This is a genomic window from Moorena sp. SIO1G6 (assembly GCF_010672795.1).
Classification (GTDB): domain Bacteria; phylum Cyanobacteriota; class Cyanobacteriia; order Cyanobacteriales; family Coleofasciculaceae; genus Moorena; species Moorena producens.
Window position 1 is genome coordinate 1 of record NZ_JAAHFZ010000005.1, and the last position, 19,538, is coordinate 19,538.

Below are 19,538 nucleotides of genomic sequence, written 5' to 3' on the forward strand. Positions count from 1 at the left end.
TGATAGCTGATAGCTGATAGCTGATAGCTGATAGCTGATAGCTGATAGCTGATAGCTGATAGCTGATAGCTGATAGCTGATAGCTGATAGCTGATAGCTGATAGCTGATAGCTGATAGCTGATAGCTTACAATCAGCAACGCCTACGAATCGGCTCAACTAAATAATCATACATCAGTTGATATTGAGCTTCTGGTTCTTGCTGCCATTTCATGACTAAACCTGATTTGACCAATAGCTCTAGGATAAAATCTAACTGGTCAGTGGATAATTGTAACTCTGCTCCTAAGTCATCTTTTGTTCGGAATGGTCGAGTACCATGCTTATCCGTTAACAAACCCAAAATTTTCCAAGCCGCGTTTTGGTTTTCTGAACCACAATCAGAAACAACCCCTTCTAAATAGCGCTCCACTAGCTTTTCTTTTGATCCGTTTTGTCGATAAGCTGCTAAGGTAGTGATTTGCTCAGTTTGCAGTTGCACTCCCACTATCTGTAATTCAATCGGGCTTACTTCTCCCACTGGTTCATTCTTAGCTAGGTCGTTTACCAACTCATCGAGTAATGCATCCTCTAGGTAAAATTTAGCTTTAGTGGTTAGATTATAAATAATCGATTTTGCCTCGTCTGGAGAAAAATTCCCGACATAATAAAGGATACCTTTATTAAGAATATCATTATTAATGGCATCCAAATCTACCTGACGAGCGCACTTTAATAATAGGTGTAGATAATCCTCCCGTAAACACAGGATGACTTTGAGATAGGGAATATTAAGACAGTCACGGAAAAATTCAAAGAAGCGTTTTTGTTCAGCTGGCTCTCGGCAAGCAAAGAAAAACTCTTCAAATTGGTCAAAAATCAGGATGTTTATCTGGTTTCGCCGTTGATTTTTTTGCAACTGATCTAGAATAGTAACCAGTTCAAAGTTGTTTTTATAACCTTCAACCTTTAAACCTTCAAGCTTTAAACCTTCAACCTTTAAACTTTCAACCTTCAACGGTGAATAACCTTCACCCTTCGACTCTAGGATACGTTGACCCAGCTCTGTGACCCAGTCAGTGTAAACCTTCAATCTAATTGGGACTACATTACGGTTACCAATGGGTTGTTGTTTTAGGGCAGGGATTAGCCCAGCTTCTAGTAAGGAACTCTTGCCCACTCCAGCTTGACCATAAATTACAGTTAGTTTGTGCTGGGTGCTGGCAATGCGTTGCACTAGCTCTTTTACTTTGTGTTGCCAATCGGAAGCAGTCATGGCCTGATATACGGTAGCGCTACCTTTACTCTTTGTCTGTGCTAAGTGATTCTGTGGTAACTGATTCTGTGCTAACTGATTCTGTTGGGAGGATTTGAGTTTACCTGCACCGATAAAAGCAAGTAAACCATTCTGTTGTGCGATCGCAAGCCGTTCTTGTTTTAATCTAAATGCTGCTTGATATCGTTTTTGTTGCCAGTAGAGGGTTCCGAGAGTTTCCAGGATTTCCAGGTAGAGTTTCGGGTCATCCTGAATCCCTAACTCCCTAGCCCGTTCCAGATGGCTAATCGCTTCGGAATGTTGACCCAAGTGTTGTTGCGCTTGAGCCAGAAGTAACAGATAGCGACCAACGGGAGATTTATTTGTATATTTATTTATAATCTGTTTATCTATTTTAACTACTCCATTGAGGCAAGATAAAGCAGAATTTTCCTGATAGCTAGGGTACTGTTGCTGTTCTTGGGCTTGGATACTTGGGGGATAATAGGACAATTTTTTACTTCCCCCTCTTCCCTCTGCTGCATAGGCCAACAAATCTTCCCTATGGTGGGCAACACCCTGTTCTTCTGTGACTTTTGTTATAATTACATTGGCATATATTGCGTTTGTGTAAGCTTCCTGCCAGCGGGATTTGTGTAGCGCCACTTTTGCTATAAATCCATAATCCTGAGCCAGTTGAACAGGAGCAGAGTAGGTTCTGTGTAGTGCTAGAGACTTTGTAGCTAGACTTGCCAAATCGTCCCAGGCTTCCAGAGATTGCAGTATCTCACCGAGTTGATTAATCAACTTAGCCACTAAATCCGGTCGTTGCTCTTGCTCGAACACCACCATACACTGCTCTAAATACTCTTTAGCCTTGTGCCAATTTTCTCGATAGCTAGGGTCTCCCGGTGGATACTGCTTAGCCTGATCGCAATAGCATAATCCTAGGTGAAACAGGATAACTGCTTGTCGCTCGCGACGTGGAGGGGTAATGGGTTTACGGGATATGAAGGTAGGCAGACCAAGTCCAGGGAGAATCTCACCGTTGTTTTCTGGCTTGCTCTCCTGCTTGCGGGGTTCCTGTTGCCAGAATTCTAAACTTTTCTGATAGTGGGTAATAGCAACATCAATCTTGCCCAATCCATAAGCCTCTCGACCCCAGACAAAGTTAAGACTGGCTAGCAACTCTGGTGGCAACTCGTGGTTCCCACTTTCCAAATCCCGTAAGGCAAACTTAATTTCCGTAGTATAACCAGCACCTAAGATAGCATCATTGGGGAAAATTTCACTGGCACCTAATTCCAAGACTTTGGTAAATAAAGAATTGGCTTTTTGTTGTAGGTTGCGAATTAGTCTTGAGGTTGGGATTTCAAACATAACCGTTGTTGCCCAACTGTGAAAATCTGGTGTGATGCGAATCAGCTTACACAGTACCTCATCGTTAATCCACAACACTAATGGAAACTGGAAATTTTTGCGAAACTCTTCTCTAACTTGGTTAGTGGCGATTAACAGTTCATCAAGGTCCGTGACTGACTCTAAACCAAACACCATCAAGGCTGCTGGCTGTTCCTCCCCGATTTCCTGTCGGAGGGTGGTGTAGAGTGTACAAGCAGATTGGTCTAGGAATACTTCCCGGATTGGGACAGAAGAAATTTTGTGTAGCCTGCGCACCACTCGCTTACGCCACTTGGCATAATTACAGTGTGCTAACATCAGTAAAAACTGTCCCTCACTAGCAGCTATTGCCCAGGCTAGTTCTTCTACAGCATCCCGGTGGTGAGTAGCTACAGGCTCGAGTAGGGGTGAGTTAATCATGATTTTAAGGATATTGCTTATGCCAGCAAGTGCGTATGCCAGCAAGTGAGGTAATTATGTTATCAGGAAATTAAATTCTATCCTGGTAGCAAAATGGCAATTTTTTGTGATTTTTTTGTGATTAGTCATGATCTGATTAAGTGTTAAGTAGTAACACCTAATACCTAACACTACCTAACACTATCTAACACTACTACCTAACAATTATGAAAATTGCCATAGTGGTTTGCCATCCCATGCCAGACTGCTTCTCACGGAATCAGGACTCAGCACTCACCCACTAACGACACCAACGACGCTCCCCCTTATTGACATTAGTATTGTGCTTCAGATAATCCTGTAGCCAATCGCAAGCAAGGGACTGTAGTTGATCAGGATGTCGGATATTGTCTAAATTCCATATAATTACTCTAGCAGATGAATCTGATGATGCAATAGTCTGGCCATCGGGACTAAAACTGAGGCTAACTACACCATCATCATGGCCATAAAAGGTTTGAAGTTGTTTACCTTTCCTGTTCCAAACCTTGACAGTTTGGTCAGCACTAGCTGTAGCAATGGTTTCACCATCGGGGCTAAATACCACACTCCAGACGGTATTCTGATGACCATCAAGAGATGTTAGTTCCTCACCATCACTAACATTCCAGAGTTTAACCGTCTTATCCCTGCTAGCAGAGGCCAGGGTTTTACCATCAGGGCTGAAACGAACGCTAAAAACCCAATCGGTATGACCATCGAAAGATTTCAGTTCCTTGCCATCACTAACATTCCAGAGTTTGACGGTTGGGTCAGAACTAGCCGTAGCAGCACTAGCCGTAGCAAGAGTCTCACCATCAGGACTGAATGTGACGCTATTTACCCAATTTGTATGACCAGTCAGAGTTCTAATCAGGATACCATTCTGATTCCAGAGTTTAACTGTGTTGTCCCGACTAGCCGTAGCGATAATTTTACCATCGGGACTGAAAGTGATACTCCTAACCACTTTCTCATGACCAGATAGGGTGTGCAGTAACTTACCATTCTTATTCCAGAGTTTGGCAGTCTTGTCAGCACTAGCGCTAGCAATAGTTTTACCATCAGGGCTGAAACTAACACCCCACACCCAATCGGTATGACCAGTCAGAGTTCGCTGCAATTGACCATTTAAGCTCCAGAGTTGGATAGTGTTGTTCTTACTAGCCGTAGCAATAGTCTGACCGTCGGGGCTATAACTGACGCTGAAAACGGTATTCTCTTCCCCTGTGGGAATAGGGAGTTCATTACCGTATCGACTCCAAAGTTTAACGGTGTTGTCAGCACTAGCGCTAGCAAGGGTCTGGCTGTCGGGGCTGAAATTAACGCTCCATACGGTACTTTCATGACCGGTAAGGGTTTCCAGTAGCTTGCCATTTCGATTCCAAAGTTTAACGGTGTTGTCAGCACTAGCGCTAGCAAGGGTCTGACCGTCCGGACTGAAAGTGATGCTAGTCACAGTACTTTGATGACTTTCATGGTCATCATTTCCCAATGTCTGATACCGAGTACCGTCCATTTTCCAGAGTTTGACAGTCTTATCCTTACTACCAGTAGCAATCAGTTTACCTTTGGGACTGAAACTGACGCTGAAAACCGCATCCTCATGGGCTTGTATGGTTAGAGGCTTTCTCTTGTACAAGCCATTCCTGTCTCTACGCCAGAGTTTAACCGTGTTGTCAAAACTACCAGTTGCCAGCACCTTGCTATCGGGGCTGAAACTAATACTGAGCACTGCTTTATCATGGGCTTTGAAGATTTGGGGTTTTTTGCCTTCGAGGCTCCAGATGATAACTCTTCCATCCTCGCTAGAAGCAGCAAGGCTTTTGAGATCAGGGCTAAAACGCACGCTCCAAACCCAACCGGTATGCCCTGTCAGGGTTTGAATATACTTACCATTCCGTTGCCAGACTTTAACAGTTTTATCTTTACTAGCCGTGGCAATCAACTTTCCATCAGGACTGAAGGTAACACTTCTGATTTCATCCTTATGTTTATGCTTTCCTGCTAACGTGTAGAGTTCTTTCCCTTCCTTGGACCAGATTTTGACATTGTCGGAACTAGCCGTAGCAATTAGCTCACCGTCGGGACTGAAACTAACATTGTTGACTGTATCATTATGACCTTCTAAGCGGTTGCGCTCTCTAACCCCATAAAAGGCTTGCTGTAGAGAACTCATCGCTATATCCTTAGTGTCAGAGCTTACCCCAACTGACCACTTGAGTTTTTTTCCTGCCTCTAAGGCATCTTTTAGTGGATCCAGGGCATGACTATTGGAACCGTAAAGGGCTTCTGAGGATTTAATCAAAGCTCTGATTTCGTTGTTTCTAGCTTGCGCCCAAAATATAGCGGCAGAGAGGGTTGAGATCGCTAACATACCAACTAGAGCAATAGAGCCGGTGAGTGCTATCTTCGACTTCTGTAACTGGGCTTGAGAAAGCCGATGTTGCTCTTGGGCTTTTTTAAGTTTGGCGAGTAATTCGCTATCTTGCTGCTGGCGAATCACAGAAACTAGATAATCATGAACCAATTGATAGCGGTTAAGGGGACTTTCTCGTAAGAGCACCACTAATCCTGATTCGACCAGGATATTTAAGACTAAATCTAACTGGTCTATTTTTTCTATCGCTAAATCCACTGCCAAGGCGTTTAAATCTTTTTCCAAATCCTGGCGGGTTTTAGGCGGGCGCGTGTTATTTTCTTCGGTGAGTAAATACAAGATAAGTTCAGCAGCTTTTTCATTTTCGGAGCCACAATCTGCGATCACTTCTTGCAGGTAACGCTGCACCAATTTTTCTTTAGGACCTTTTCTCCGATAATGAGCTAGGGTAGTAATTCCTTCAGTCTGTAGTTGAGCTCCTACGATTTGTAATTCAATGGGACGAACTTCTCCTTCACTACTACCTAGTTCTTGCACTAACGTATTGACTAAGGCTTCTTCTAAATAAACTTGAGAGCGCTCGGTTAGTCGTTGAATAATAGATTTAGCATCCTCTAGGGAGAAATTACCTAAATAATAAAGAATATTTTTATTGAGAATATTATTGTTGATTGAATCAAAATTTTGATGACGAATTCCCTGCAACAAAAAATACAAATCATTTTCCCGTAATGACAATATAACCTTGACGAAAGGAATCTGAAGACACTCCCGGAAAAAATCAAAGAAGCGTTTTCTTTCAGTATGATTCTCCCAAATAAAGAAAAACTCTTCAAACTGGTCAAAAATCAGTACGGTTAGCAAATTGCGATGTTCATTTTGTCGCAATTGCTCTAAAAGGGTGGCTGGTTGCAGGTTAGTTTGGGTGGCTGGTTGCAGGTTAGTTTGGGTTGCCGGTTGCAGGTTAGAATACTGCTGTGAACCTTGGCCTTTCGGCCACGCTTCGCGAACAACCTTCAACCGGTCAACCTTCAACTGAGAAGAACCTTCACCGTTCAACTGGTCAACGTTCAACACAGAAGAACTCTCAAGGTTAAACTGGTCAACTTTTAACGGTGAAGATGCTAAGGATTTCCAGACTTCCCTGACCCAATCGGTATAAACCCTTACCAAAATTGGTACGACATCACGGGTTCCAATTACCTTAGTTTTGAGAGTGGGGACTAATCCAGCTTCTAGGACAGAACTCTTACCTACCCCTGACTGACCATAAATCACTGTCAGTTTGTGCTGGGTGCTGCCAATACGTTCCACTAAGCGCTCTACATCGTTCTGACGTACAGAAGCAGTGATTTCCTCAGCAGGGGTTTCCTGCTCTAGGAGTAAGGTAGAACTTTGGCGTAGATGAGGTTTAAGCCGACCAGGTCCGATAAAGGCACGGAAACCATATTGCTGCTCAACGGAGAATCGTTCTTGTTTGACCCGAAAGGCTTCTAGATACTGCTTTTGCCGGAAATAAAGCGTCCGCAATTTTTCCAAAATGCGAATATAAAGTTGTGGAGAATCCATCGGACCGGTTTCCTTAGCCCTTTCCAGGATAGTGATCGCCTCTTCCGAGAGACCCAAATGCCGCTTCGCTTGAGCCAGAAGCAGTAGATAGGACATCTGATACTGTCCAGAGGTATTAGTTAACCGTGTCAGAAGTTCTAAAGCTTTCCTAGCTGCTTGCTGAGCGCCCATCCAACGGCAGTCTTGAAGGGCGACTGCAGCGATAAATCCATAATCTTGAGACAGTTGCAGTGGATTGCCATAGGTTCTGTGCAGTACCAGGGAGCGTTGCGCCAGACCTTGTAAGTCTTTCCAAGCTTCCAGTCGTTGTAGGGTTTCGCCAAGTTTAGTAATAAACTTGGCAATTAAATCTGGGCGTTTTGCTTGTTCAAATGTATCGATACACTTTTGAAAATACCCTCTGGCTGTGATCCAGTGGTGACGACTTTGGGATCGATTGAGTTCAGCCAGGTTCAGATAACACAAACCGATATGAAACAGCAGTAGAGCTTGACGTTCTCGTGGTGAAGGGGTGAGGGGTTGAGGGGATGAAGGGGTTGAGGGCTCCTTTGACAACGTCCGGAGGTAAGGAGATATTGGGGTAGCTTGACCTAGTCGGGAGGGGAAACTACTCTGCTGTTGTGTTTCCTGTTGTTGTGTTTCCCAGCTCCTAGATTCCTGCTGCCAAAATGCTAAACTTTGCTGATAATACTCTAACGCCTGATCGATCTGACCATTAATATAAGCTTCTCGACCAAGCACAAATGGCAAACTAGCTTCTTGGGTTATTTCTAAGACATCTCCACGAGTTTGCAAATCCCTCAAAGCTGAGTCCAATTCTCGGCAATAGCTGGAACCAAAAATAGCGGTATTGGGTAGGAACTGATCCCCACCGGCATCCAAAATACGAGTAAATAAATAACTCTCTCGCTCTGCTAGAGCTTCAATCAAGTGATTTGAGGAGAGGACAAAATTTGTGGTTGTTGCCCAACTCTCTAAATCCGGCACAAACCGAATTAGCGTTTCCAATACCTCGTCATTTACCCATAACACTAGAGGGAAGGGGCAATGCTTGCGAAACTCCTCCCGTACTTGGTTGGTAGTGATTAGTACTTGCTCCAGGTTGCTCAGGGACTCTAAACCAAAGACCATCACGGCAGCTGGCTGTTCATCCCCTAGCTCCTCCAAGATAGTGGTATAGAGACTCTTCACCTTAACCGACTGGTTCAGGTATATTTCCTGGAACTCAATAGCACAGACTTGCCGCAACTTCCGCACAATGTAATCCTGTAAAGCTTCATAGTTGCGGCGGGCTAAAATCAGGGAAAACTCCCCTTGGGACGTCTCCATTGCCCAGGCGAGTTCCTGCATTGAATTGTTGTTGTAGGCATCCGCATCTTCTACGCGGTATAAGCTAGGCATGATTTGAATCCTTCCGCTTCTGCCAAAATGGGATTAACGTCAAACCAAGACCCATCTTGGTCTCGGTACTCATAGACGAACATGCTGCGGATCAAGAGTTGGTAACCTTCATCTCCAACTACCTTTTTATGTTTAGCGACGTGACACAATAGTTCCCACTCATCATCTGAGATGGGTAGGGTTAGTTCATTGCGCCGGTCTCGAATTACATTTTCTAACATGCCTTGAGACAGAGGTAATCGTCTTTCTTTCTTGATCCAGGTACTGAGAAACCGGAGCAAATTCCGCACATGACCCCCGCTAGCGTAACACAGGCGATCTAAAGTGTCAGGGGAGTCGAACACCTCTTTTACTCTAGCAAGACGCTCCACAGGCTCTAAATTAGGAAAGGCTCTCGCCAGTACCATTTGTCGCAGCAGTGCCATGCCCTGTTCATGGGGAGTACCATCTCGTAACTTTACCGGTACCATTGGTAACACTTTGGGATCTACCACAAAGCGCTGAGTCAAGGCACTATAGTCATTAGAAAATCGTAGCGCTAGGGGCATGGTGTAGACCACATGACAGTGTAACCCCTTTAACTGGGCTCCGCGATCCACAAATAGATATTCCGGCTGATCACGTCCCCAAGGCTTCTGGGAAGCGTCCACCCGATCGAGGTTATCTACAATCACCACTAGCCCTTGTTTCCCAAGTTTTTGGAGGTTTGCGATCGCAGGTTCGAGCAACTCTTGGTTAATCACTTCTAACAACCGATTGGTTTGAGGTTCGAGATATTGCCGTAAGCGACTGCGCAGATCCGGGCTATCCTTAGCCTTAGCCGTAATCTCACCAATCCCAACTGCTAGGGAAACCGCCCCCTCAGTGTCTACTCCAACCTCACCAATCCCAGGAACTCCTACCCTACCGCTTAATTCAATTTCAGTGAGCAACAGTTTAGCCGCACCTGCCAGTAATTTTTTAAAGCCTTTCGGTTCACCTAGCTTAATTTTGTCTAAGCTTTCACTGACGCGACGGGCAATAGCGAGTAAGATGTCCCCGACATCTACATCTCCCATTTCCAAGTCTTGAGAAGATTCAAAATAGACCACGTGAAAGTCAGCTTCCTCCAATTCGGCTTTCAGTCGCAGTAACTCCGTAGACTTACCACAACCAATATGTCCAGTAAATAGCTCGCAGGTCGGCTCATCCATGGAGAAGAAAGTGATATTATCCTTCAACTCTTCAATGATCTTGCCCCCTCGCACTGAGGAAAAATCGATATAATACTTACAGTCTTCCGGCTGATCGACCGTTAACGTTTTGCTGGGATTACAGGCTTTATATAATTTTTGTATGTTTACTGTCATAGGTTTCCTTTTTTATTTTTCATCACCAAGTTTAAAATTTACCTGTCAAGGTAGGGAATCGGGAATCGGGAATCGGGAATCGGGAACAGGTAAAAGTCATAATATTTGATTATTTGATAACTGATTCGATCTCCAATAATATTAGTCATTAGTTATTTTGGCTTAGTTATTTTGGCTTATATGAATAATTATGGTATTAGTAATTGCTGGTAATTCCCCCTTCTATATTATCACTCACTCTAGGTATCAGTGTAGGAATTGTGATCATTATTTTAGGCCATATTCCCTACTCCCTACTCCCTACTCCCTACTCCCTACTCCCTACTCCCTTTGCTATAACAATTTCAAACTGTAACTGATGGCTGTCTAGAAAATCATGGGTAAAATGATCGACGACATTGGTATCAGCAAGTTCCAAATTGTAGAAATCTATAAATTCCTGGTCAAAATAGGGACCAGCGTGCCAAGTTCCTACTTCTAATTTAATAAAGCAGTTACCTGGAATCCGAAAAGCCGCAATATCCTCTAAAACTGGTTGGTCATCCTGATTGGGAGGAGCTACAGCCATGAACCAGTCTTTCCCTTCTAGAGAACCGAGACACTGAGTACATTGGACATGACGAGTAATTTTATCAAACTTACGACCTTTGTGGTGTAGCCGCATGATATAAAACCGGGATGTCCCATTTTCGAGGTTTAACTGAGCATCATCTTGATCATAGGGTTTGCCGTCAACACTTGCAAAGATGACTTGACCGTAGGGCTGAAAGTTCTCTGATGTCACCCATTCCGCGTATAGTTTTTGAATCGTCTTGACTTTACTCATCCTCAGCCTCCGCCGTCAGTAGTTAAGAATTAACAGCTTATTGATTTTAGCTTGTCCAGGTGCCTTGCTGTTACTCTGGCAACTAGTCTTTACTTTTCCTTTATGGTATCCTTGTATAGGTAATTTTAAAAAAAACATCAAAAAAATCATCAGTTTCATCTTTAGGGTTATGGTCGTCGTAATTCTTTATATTATAGTCGATAATTATATCTATATTAATCTCGGGATATAAAAATATTATCCTCTATAGTATCGACTTGATAAAGCCACTAAGCTAACCTTTTTTTAAAGGTATAAAATCCTTAATTTTACACTAAATCATGCCTGAAATTTTAAGATAAATTGATGACTTTTACTTGCTCAAACCAAGACAATGTGGTCTATCGCTTCTGGAAACTGGCGATCATCAATATTCTTTCTACTCTCATGATACCCCTTGCGGGTTTAATCAGCGTGGCTTTCTTAGGTCATTTAGATCAAATCCGCCACTTAGCTGGAGTCGCTCTCGCCACCATCCTGTTTAACTTAATCTACAATAGTTTGGCTTTTTTACGGATGGGAACTACTGGGATAACCGCTCAAGCTGTCGGAGGAAATGACCGAGATGCTATGTTGCTGGTGGGACTTCGTAATGGCTTAATTGCTCTGATTTTAGGTGTAGTTATCTTAAGTTTACAGTATCCTCTCAGAGAGCTTGGATTTGCTTTGTTAAGTGCTACACCAGATGTCAAATTTTCCGGTATTGCTTATTTTAATGCTCGGATTTGGGGAGCTCCTGCAACATTACTCAATTTCGTACTGATTGGTTGGTTTCTCGGTAGAGAAATGAGTGGTAAGGTTTTGCTGCTGTCCATTATCGGTAACACCGCTAATATAGTTTGCGATTACTTTACTATTATTCGGTGGGGTTGGGAAAGCACTGGCGCTGGATTATCCGTAGCAGTTAGTCAATACGTGATGGTTTTAGTGGGCATAGTTTTAGTTAGCCAAGAAATAAAGTGGCAAGAGCTAAGAGCAGTAGCCAAACGAATTTGGAACTTGTTGGATATAAAAGCTACTTTTACCCTAAATAGTAATCTTTTTATCAGAAGCTTAGCGATTCTTTTTACCTTGTCTATTTTTACCAATTTGAGCTCAGCTCTTGGTACCACAATCTTGGCGGAAAATGCTTTGATACTAGAGGTGTTCAGCTTGGCTGTTTATTTTATTGATGGATTGGCATTTGCTACGGAAACTCTGACGGGTAATTTACAAGGTCAGGGAGCAAAAGAGCAGTTAGTCCCTTTATTGAAAATTGTCGGAGGAAGCAGTTTGCTATTGGGACTTAACTTTGCTTTCCTGTTTATCCTGTTTCCCCAGACACTCTTTGGGCTGTTAACAAACCACACTGAGGTGATCGAATCTATTACTGTCTATATTCCTTGGTTACTGTTGGTGTTAGGATTTGGTTCCATTGCGTTTATGCTGGATGGTTATTTTCTGGGCTTAGCTGCAGGACAGACCTTACGTAATTCTACCGTAATCGCCTTGGTGGTGGGATTTGTCCCTATGGCTGTGGCGTCTTGGCAGTTTCAAAGTGTTCATCTTCTTTGGTTAGCTTTATCCTTGTTTATGGCAGGAAGAGCGATAGTACTGGGCGTAAAGTTACCAAGCACGTTGAAGTGAAATATATGGTTTTTCAATTAGGTGAGGTACAAATTTTTTGGGTTTTAGGGAACAGGGAACAGGGAACAGGGAACAGGGAACAGGGAACAGGGAACAGGGAATAGCGATCCGCTGCATCAAGATAGGAAATCAACGTCAAAGAAGACTCTATATTATAACTGCGAGAAACGCTATAAAAGTTTCTCATAGTAATGAGATACAGATAATTTTTTTTCTATTCCCTACTCCCTACTCCCTACTCCCTACTCCCTACTCCCTAAAACCTGTGATGGAATAAGCAAACCGATGACAATAATTTAAAGAAGTATGAAGTATGAAGCATGAATTGTAAAAGATGAAGTATCAAGGATGAAGTATGAAGCATGAACTATCAAGATAGAGGGAATTGTAGATGGCTCGTCAACGTTGGGCTTCAAGAACAGTATTTCTCCTCGCAGCAGTAGGTTCTGCAGTTGGCTTAGGGAATGTGTGGCGCTTTCCCTACCTAGCTGGGAAATACGGTGGGGGAGCATTTCTAGTGCCTTACCTGATCGCTTTAGTCCTAATTGGGGTTCCACTGTTGATGCTGGAATTTGCGGTAGGACAAAAAATGCAACGGGGAGCCATAGGCTCATTTAGGAAATTACACCCCAATTTCGGCAGTCTCGGTCTGTTTGCCCTGATGTCAGCCTTTATCATTGTCTCCTATTATGCAGTTGTCATGGGCTGGAGCTTGATTTACTTTCTGGCATCCTTTGGGGTCAAGTGGTCGAGTGATGCTAAAAGCTACTTCTTTGATAGTGTTCTGCAAATCAGTGATGGGGTCAACGTATTAGGTGGTATCAACTGGCCAATCTTATGGTCTCTACTTGTAGTCTGGGTCTTGATTTATTTCTGTGTTTGGAAAGGCACGACCAGTGTGGGCAAAGTCGTTGTCTACAGCGTGCCACTTCCGATTATTTTACTGGGGGTATTGCTATTACGAGCAGTAACTTTACCAGGTTTCCTCAATGGCTGGAAACTGTATCTTACTCCGGTTTGGAGTGCATTAGTTGACCCCGAAGTTTGGACAGCTGCATTCTCACAAATTTTCTTTACCTTATCTCTGGGATTTGGAATTATGGTGACTTATGCTAGCTACAAGAACTCAGAGGATGACATTGCTAAAGATACCTGGTTAACTGCCTTGATCAACAGTGGTATCAGCTTATTTGCCGGTTTTGTGGTGTTCGGAATTTTGGGATATATGGCAGGAGTTACCAACACCCCCTTGGCAGAGCTGGCTGCTTCTGGTCCGGGTCTAGCGTTTGTGGTTTTTCCGGAAGCTTTAAGCTTAATGCCCTTGCCTTGGCTGTTCAGTCTGCTGTTTTTTGTGATGCTGCTTTCCCTAGGCATCGACAGCGCTTTTTCCCTAGTAGAAGCTTTGAATGCGACTATCCTCGACAAACAACAACAGGGAAATGTTGCTAAGGTTTCAATTGGGGTTTGTCTAGGGGGATTTATTGCTGGAATTATTTACACTACCAGAGCTGGATTATACATTTTAGATATTGTAGATCATTTTGTTACTAACTATAACTTGATGTTGGTAGCTATTTTCCAATCTATCCTAGTGGGATGGGTGTATGGTGCAGAAAAGCTGCGACGATACATGAACCAAGTTAGTGATTGGACGGTTGGTAAATGGTGGAATTTTTCTATAAAATACCTGATTCCTATGGCTTTAGTCGCTTTGCTAGCAACCCAGTTTTCAAAAGATATTAGGACTCCCTATGAAGGATACCCAGCCTGGGCTTTAGGACTTGGCTGGGCAATTGTGTTTTTGCCATTACTTATTTTCTTGTCTTTGCTGGTCACAGACAAAACATTGATCAATGGGAGAACCGATTAATTTTAATGATTAATTTGTAAGCCTTCAGCTGTCAGCTGTCAGCTGTCAGCTTAAAATAAACCTCAATATTGATAGATTAATGAAAATGCCATCAATTTGACAATCAACGGGGACTCACCAGCACAAACCCCCGTGTCTTTTTAGACTCTGAATCCTTAGTCGCCATTGCTTGCCACAATTCTTCAGCCTTGACCCAGACCGGAGGATATTTGTAACGAGAGACATCTAGGATCAGAAAACGGTCTGCTTCTTGGTTGTAGGCAGCTAAAGGAGAAATATGTCCCGGACCTTTCTGAGCAATGGCTTTGCGTGAGTAATTGACTAAGACAAAATTTTCCGCTTCTTGCAAATTCTTCACCACTATGTTGCGAAACTCATCCAGGGTCAAATCACCACCATGGTAAACCTCTGCTCTAACTGGATAAGTTTCCAATAATCCTGCTAATTGTTCCAAAGTCATGCCCCGACGAGCAATCACCTCAGCCATGCGCACTTGCTCAGTTTTGGCATTCAAAACATTCTTCTGGGTGAAGCGGTTAGTCCTAAATTCGGGTGCTTTTGGAGCTTGAATTGATAAAGCATTCAGCACCATAACCATACTAGCTACTCCACAGTAAGTAAGCTTTTCCTGAGTCACAAACTGAATACTTAGGGGCAAATAGTCTTCTCGGGCTTGGCTTGCCATCAGTAACTGTTCGCCGTGATCGGAATCGAGGTTAATCAGATTTTCGGTCAGTGGAATTGTCTGGGCTAAGCATCCTCCCAAGCATCCTCCATTGATAAGGAAAAACCCAATTAGAGTGGCTTTTAGGGGTATACGGAATAGTTTTAGTAGATTTTTTTGAGCAGATTTTTTAGCATCGTTGTGATTAATCATATCTAGCAATTATTATACTGATGAGGTACAAATCTCTGGGTTTTAGGGAGCAGGGACTTCGGAGCAGGGTGTAGGGTGTAGGGTGTAGGTTTTTTAATTTGACGTCAGGTGTCGGGTGGGTTACTCTTGCCTGTTGCCTGTTGCCTGTTGCCTCTTGCCCTTTGGGAGTATGTTCACAAATCAAATACAAACGCTATATCTGATTAAATCAGGACTTACGCAGTTAAGTGGATTTCGCCCCCCTAGGGTGTGTTTTCAAAGTTTTCCGCAAGATATTAGATCCCCCCCAGCCCCCCTTATTAAGGGGGGAGCCATACTCAAAGTCCCCCTTTTTTAAGGGAAACGGGGGTACTCGGAGTTTGAAGACACGCCCTAGCCCCCCAATTTTTCGGTGCGACCCGTGGCGAATTTAATAATTAGATGCGGAAAGCGCACCGGGAGGGGTAATGATGTCAAAGTACCCCATAATTGGGGGATTTAGGGGGCAAATGCGTAAGCCCTATAAATGTGAAAGCCCTGCTTAACTGAAATTTAATAAAACTTCAGTGATACTTCATCAAAGCTTCACCTACATTGGCCGGATTTGTAGTTAGGATATCTGAGGTCGCAAATATTATCCTAAATATCTGATTGGTAATTTGGGTTGAGATTATAATCAGTCAAACCCTTATTATCGAATGCTTGAGGCTGTTAGCAACTTGTCACAATTAGTAGGTGGATGGCAGCCACCTACTAATACTAATGTGCAGGATGCTAACAGTAATCAATGGGATTTTAGAGGACTGCTGAGACTAGTAGCCATTTCACCAGTGGCTACTGTTACAAACCAACACATTATAAAGGGGCATTTTAGCATGTTTGATATCAAATATGCAAGTTTTAACGATCTCGATAAGTCGTTGAACTTTGGGGAGACTGAGGTACACAAAGTTCTGGGAAGTCACTCCAAAACCTCTAGCACTATTGTCTTTATTGACTCAGGGGTTGATGATTATCAGAGTTTAGTTAATGGTACGGTACCCGAAGCTGAGGTGATTGTCCTGGACTCTACACAGGATGGCGTTGAAGAAATTACCAAGGCTCTGCAAGGACGCACTGATATTACTGCTATCCACATCGTTTCTCACGGTTCACCGGGATGTTTGTATTTAGGGAATAGCCAACTTAGTCTAGATACTTTAAACTATTACGCCCCTCAATTAAAAACTTGGTCAACGACTGATTCACCCACTCCTATTCTCCTCTACGGCTGCAATGTTGCTACGGTCGATGCTGGTACAGAATTTTTGGAACGACTCCACCAAATAACTGGTACTGAGATTGCTGCTTCTGCGAACCGCACGGGTAATGCTGCCTTAGGTGGTGATTGGAATCTAGAATGTTGTACGGCTGAGATTGCTGTAGATTCAGCATTTTTGCCGGAATTGATGCAGGTATATCAAGGAGTTTTTGCCAGTCTAACTGTAGACACTTTGGTAGATGAAAACGATGGCAACCTGAGTCCTGGGGATGTTTCCTTGCGAGAGGCAATTGCTTCTATCAGTGCTGGAGGGACTGTTAACTTTGCTTCTAGTCTTACAGGTGGAACCATCATTCTTACCCAAGGTCAACTAACGATTGACAAAGACCTAACCATCGAGGGTCTGGGAGCAGACAAGTTGACCGTCAGTGGTAATAATGCCTCCCGTGTTTTTCGGATTGACGATGGAAATAGTAGTAACCTCATTAATGTTGAGATTGAAGACTTGACCATTACTGGTGGACGAATTAGTCGCTTTGGTGAAACGGGTGCTGGCATCTTTAACACAGAAAATCTCACATTAAATAGCAGTACTATCAGCAATAATAAAGGTAGGACTGGTGCTGGCATTGCTAACAATGGGATCTTGAAACTATTTGGGAGCACTGTTAGCGGCAACGAAGACCCTAGCTTTGGGTCTACTGGTGGTGTCTTCTCAGGTGGCGGTGGTATCCGCAATTTTTCAAGTGGAAGTCTTGAGATAGATAGCAGCACTATTAACAATAATAAGGCTTCTCGGGGTGGTGGTATTTACAATGGGGGTAGCTTAAAGGTAATTAATAGCACCATTAGTGGCAATGAATCTGCTGATGGAGGCGGCGGTATCATAATGCTTGGATCTAATCCAACAGCAAATGTTAGTTTTAGCACCATCATTAACAATACAGGAAATATAGGAGGTGATAATTTTGGTATTAATGGCGGAGTTTCAGTGCCAATAGGTACCTTTGTAGTTAGTAACAGTATTATTGCTGGAAATAATACTGTTCGATTTTTTAGGAATAACGCTGATGTGAGTGGGAATTTCACTAGTGAAGGTAATAACCTAATTGGCAATCTGCAAGGTAGCACTGGTTTCAATGCCAGCGAGGAGTTAAGTGTATCCGTTGACTCAGTTATCGACACCACTTTGCAAGATAACGGTGGTCCAACTTTCACTCACGCCCTGCTTGATGGCAGCCCAGCCATTGATGCTGCTAATCCTAATGCTGGTGTACTGATCGATCAACGTGGTGTAACTCGTCCTCAAGGTAATGGATTCGACATCGGTGCCTTTGAGGCTATACAAGCAACCCCCAACGACGATAATCTAACCCTCACCCCAAACAACGACACCATCAATCTGTTGACCGGTCAAGATATTGCCAAAGGTCTAGCAGGTGATGATTTTATTGACGGTGGCGGCGGTGATGATAAGTTATTTGGAGAGGCTGGCAATGACACCCTCTTAGGCGGCCAAGGTCAAGATAAACTCTTTGGCGGTAGCGGTAACGACCTCCTCAATGGTGGTCAAGGAGATAACATCCTGACTGGTGGCACTGGAAAAGATATCTTTGTCTTGTCCACTGCAGGCAAGAACACTATTGAGGACTTTGAAGATGGTCAAGATTTGTTGAAATTAGATGGAGATCTAACCTTTGGGTCACTTTCTATCTTTGAACAAAATGGTAATACCTGGATCACAACTGAAAATAATCAACCGTTAGCTACATTGAATGGTGTGAGCGCCAATATGATTACGGTTAACGATGTTATTTTTTAATCTAGCGTAAGCTATCAGCTATCAGCTATCAGCTCATGCGTGGCACAGGCTTCTAGCCTGTGCCACAGTACTTGATCTGCTTATGGGTATAGGATAAGCTACAGCAAACAGCTTTTGAATAAGCGACTGCATCAAGACAATAGGTAAGCAAAAGTTTAATCTGAGTTACGGAATGCTGACCGCTGACAGCTGACCGCTGAATGCTGACATCTCAACCATGATCACACAAACTAGAAATACGCTCTTTGCCAGAATAAACATTAAACCGTTTTCCCCGCAGAAATCCCACTAGAGTAATCCCAAACTCTCTGGCTAGGGTTACCGCTAGACTGCTGGGAGCAGATACTGCGCAAACAATCGGTACCCTAGCCATCAGACATTTCTGTAAAATCTCAAAACTAGAGCGCCCACTGACCATCACAATGCGATCGCTTAAGGGCAGTTGATTAGTTAATAAGGCTGAACCCACCAATTTATCCAGAGCATTGTGACGTCCCACATCTTCTTGTAAGGATAGTAACTCTCCTTGGGTATTAAACAACCCAGCAGCATGGATTCCCCCAGTTGTGGAAAACACTGATTGGGCGGAACGCAGCTGTTCCGAGAGGCTGTAAATCACCTCAGTACTGACTTCCAGGCTATCAGACATCACTGGACACCCTCGCAACCGTAGTGCCTCAAGACTGGCTTTTCCACAAATTCCACAGGCGCTAGTGGTAAAAAAGTGACGTTCCAGGGGCTGCAAATCTGGAGTCAGTTCCTCCCTCAGGGCCACATTCACAATGTTATAGCGCTGTTGACCATCTCGATTAGCATCCACACAGTAGCTAATCCGTTGAATATCATCCCGATGCCTTACAACTCCTTCACTGTAGAGGAACCCGGCTGCTAGTTCAAAATCTGCCCCTGGGGTGCGCATAGTCACAGCTACGGTTTTCTGGGGAGAGGTCAGGCGAATTTCCAAGGGTTCCTCTGTTGCCAGTTGATCTAAACGCGATCGCACTTGGCTGTTTTCCAATACCCAGACTTGGGATTTAGTTTTGCTACGGTGCTGATTCATAGTTGGTTGATAGCAGTTTTCAATACCCAATTGGGAACTGCTATATGACCTGATCGGTAGTTTAATGATTTGGCTAATCTTATCTAATAGTATCTAATAGTGCTACAAATTTTTTAGGCATAGGATAGGTGCTTCCCAATCTTTTGTATAGCAGTCGAAGTAAAGGTTAAGAGTAAGCATTCAGATATCAGCCGTTGGCCTTGGCCTTTGGGCCACCCTACGCGAATGGCCACGCTACGGGAATGGCTAAGCTACTTGAGGAGCTTTGTTGCTAATCTCTGTTACGGAAAGCTGTTCGCGTAGCGTGGCCATAGGCCAAGGGCTTTTCCCCAGACTTTAAATTCGATACAATCTCGAACTATTAAATTATCCCGAAACAGGTTTATTTTCAGCATGATAGCTGACAG

Annotated in this window: 10 protein-coding genes; 4 read left to right on the forward strand and 6 right to left on the reverse strand. The window is 43.5% G+C overall.

From position 1 onward, the window contains the following. Window positions 1–132 precede the first annotated feature (132 nt). The 4 genes from F6K63_RS06330 to F6K63_RS06345 form a co-directional block, all read right to left on the reverse strand. Window positions 133–3,054, reverse strand: coding sequence for a tetratricopeptide repeat protein (locus F6K63_RS06330; RefSeq protein ID WP_009149426.1), 2,922 nt, complete (start codon window positions 3,052–3,054; stop codon window positions 133–135). Window positions 3,055–3,334: 280 nt separating this feature from the next. After that, the gene (locus F6K63_RS06335; protein ID WP_044494430.1) at window positions 3,335–8,422 is read right to left on the reverse strand and encodes a WD40 repeat domain-containing protein; all 5,088 of its coding nucleotides are present in this window, start codon (window positions 8,420–8,422) and stop codon (window positions 3,335–3,337) included. Beyond that, a complete protein-coding gene (locus F6K63_RS06340; RefSeq protein ID WP_009149422.1) occupies window positions 8,401–9,771 on the reverse strand; it encodes a P-loop NTPase fold protein in 1,371 nt (456 codons plus the stop codon). Before F6K63_RS06340 ends, F6K63_RS06335 begins: the two co-directional genes overlap by 22 nt. 307 nt (window positions 9,772–10,078) lie before the next feature. Beyond that, window positions 10,079–10,597: an ureidoglycolate lyase gene (locus F6K63_RS06345; RefSeq protein WP_009149420.1), complete on the reverse strand. Its 519-nt coding sequence runs from the start codon at window positions 10,595–10,597 to the stop codon at window positions 10,079–10,081. Window positions 10,598–10,942: 345 nt separating this feature from the next. Between F6K63_RS06345 and gntT the strand changes: the two genes are divergently transcribed. The 3 genes from gntT (at window position 10,943) to F6K63_RS06360 (ending at window position 14,132) form a co-directional block, all read left to right on the forward strand. Then, on the forward strand, window positions 10,943–12,262 hold the full coding sequence (gene gntT, locus F6K63_RS06350; RefSeq protein WP_287266857.1) for a guanitoxin biosynthesis MATE family efflux transporter GntT: 1,320 nt from the start codon (window positions 10,943–10,945) through the stop codon (window positions 12,260–12,262). A gap of 37 nt (window positions 12,263–12,299) precedes the next feature. Beyond that, window positions 12,300–12,539: a hypothetical protein gene (locus F6K63_RS06355; protein WP_287266855.1), complete on the forward strand. Its 240-nt coding sequence runs from the start codon at window positions 12,300–12,302 to the stop codon at window positions 12,537–12,539. 114 nt (window positions 12,540–12,653) lie between these two features. Then, window positions 12,654–14,132: a sodium-dependent transporter gene (locus F6K63_RS06360; RefSeq protein ID WP_009149410.1), complete on the forward strand. Its 1,479-nt coding sequence runs from the start codon at window positions 12,654–12,656 to the stop codon at window positions 14,130–14,132. Window positions 14,133–14,235: 103 nt separating this feature from the next. Here the strand turns inward: F6K63_RS06360 and F6K63_RS06365 are convergent, their stop codons facing one another. Then, window positions 14,236–15,009: a phytochelatin synthase family protein gene (locus F6K63_RS06365; RefSeq protein WP_009149408.1), complete on the reverse strand. Its 774-nt coding sequence runs from the start codon at window positions 15,007–15,009 to the stop codon at window positions 14,236–14,238. Between the two features lie 698 nt (window positions 15,010–15,707). On the opposite strand from F6K63_RS06365, the gene F6K63_RS06370 reads away from it, so the two are divergent. Further along, the gene (locus F6K63_RS06370; RefSeq protein ID WP_287296800.1) at window positions 15,708–18,071 is read left to right on the forward strand and encodes a DUF4347 domain-containing protein; all 2,364 of its coding nucleotides are present in this window, start codon (window positions 15,708–15,710) and stop codon (window positions 18,069–18,071) included. A gap of 211 nt (window positions 18,072–18,282) precedes the next feature. Here F6K63_RS06370 and fdhD read toward each other — a convergent pair whose 3' ends face one another. Then, complete coding sequence (gene fdhD, locus F6K63_RS06375; protein ID WP_009149402.1) at window positions 18,283–19,131, reverse strand: formate dehydrogenase accessory sulfurtransferase FdhD; 849 nt, start codon at window positions 19,129–19,131, stop codon at window positions 18,283–18,285. Window positions 19,132–19,538: the final 407 nt, after the last annotated feature.

What these genes read in the sequence shown, in the direction of transcription:
- F6K63_RS06330 (WP_009149426.1), bottom strand. Translation starts at nt 3,054, where the DNA reads ATGATTAACTCACCCCTACTCGAGCCTGTAGCTACTCACCACCGGGAT.
- F6K63_RS06335 (WP_044494430.1), bottom strand. Translation starts at nt 8,422, where the DNA reads ATGCCTAGCTTATACCGCGTAGAAGATGCGGATGCCTACAACAACAAT.
- F6K63_RS06340 (WP_009149422.1), bottom strand. Translation starts at nt 9,771, where the DNA reads ATGACAGTAAACATACAAAAATTATATAAAGCCTGTAATCCCAGCAAA.
- F6K63_RS06345 (WP_009149420.1), bottom strand. Translation starts at nt 10,597, where the DNA reads ATGAGTAAAGTCAAGACGATTCAAAAACTATACGCGGAATGGGTGACA.
- gntT (WP_287266857.1), top strand. Translation starts at nt 10,943, where the DNA reads ATGACTTTTACTTGCTCAAACCAAGACAATGTGGTCTATCGCTTCTGG.
- F6K63_RS06360 (WP_009149410.1), top strand. Translation starts at nt 12,654, where the DNA reads ATGGCTCGTCAACGTTGGGCTTCAAGAACAGTATTTCTCCTCGCAGCA.
- F6K63_RS06365 (WP_009149408.1), bottom strand. Translation starts at nt 15,009, where the DNA reads ATGATTAATCACAACGATGCTAAAAAATCTGCTCAAAAAAATCTACTA.
- fdhD (WP_009149402.1), bottom strand. Translation starts at nt 19,131, where the DNA reads ATGAATCAGCACCGTAGCAAAACTAAATCCCAAGTCTGGGTATTGGAA.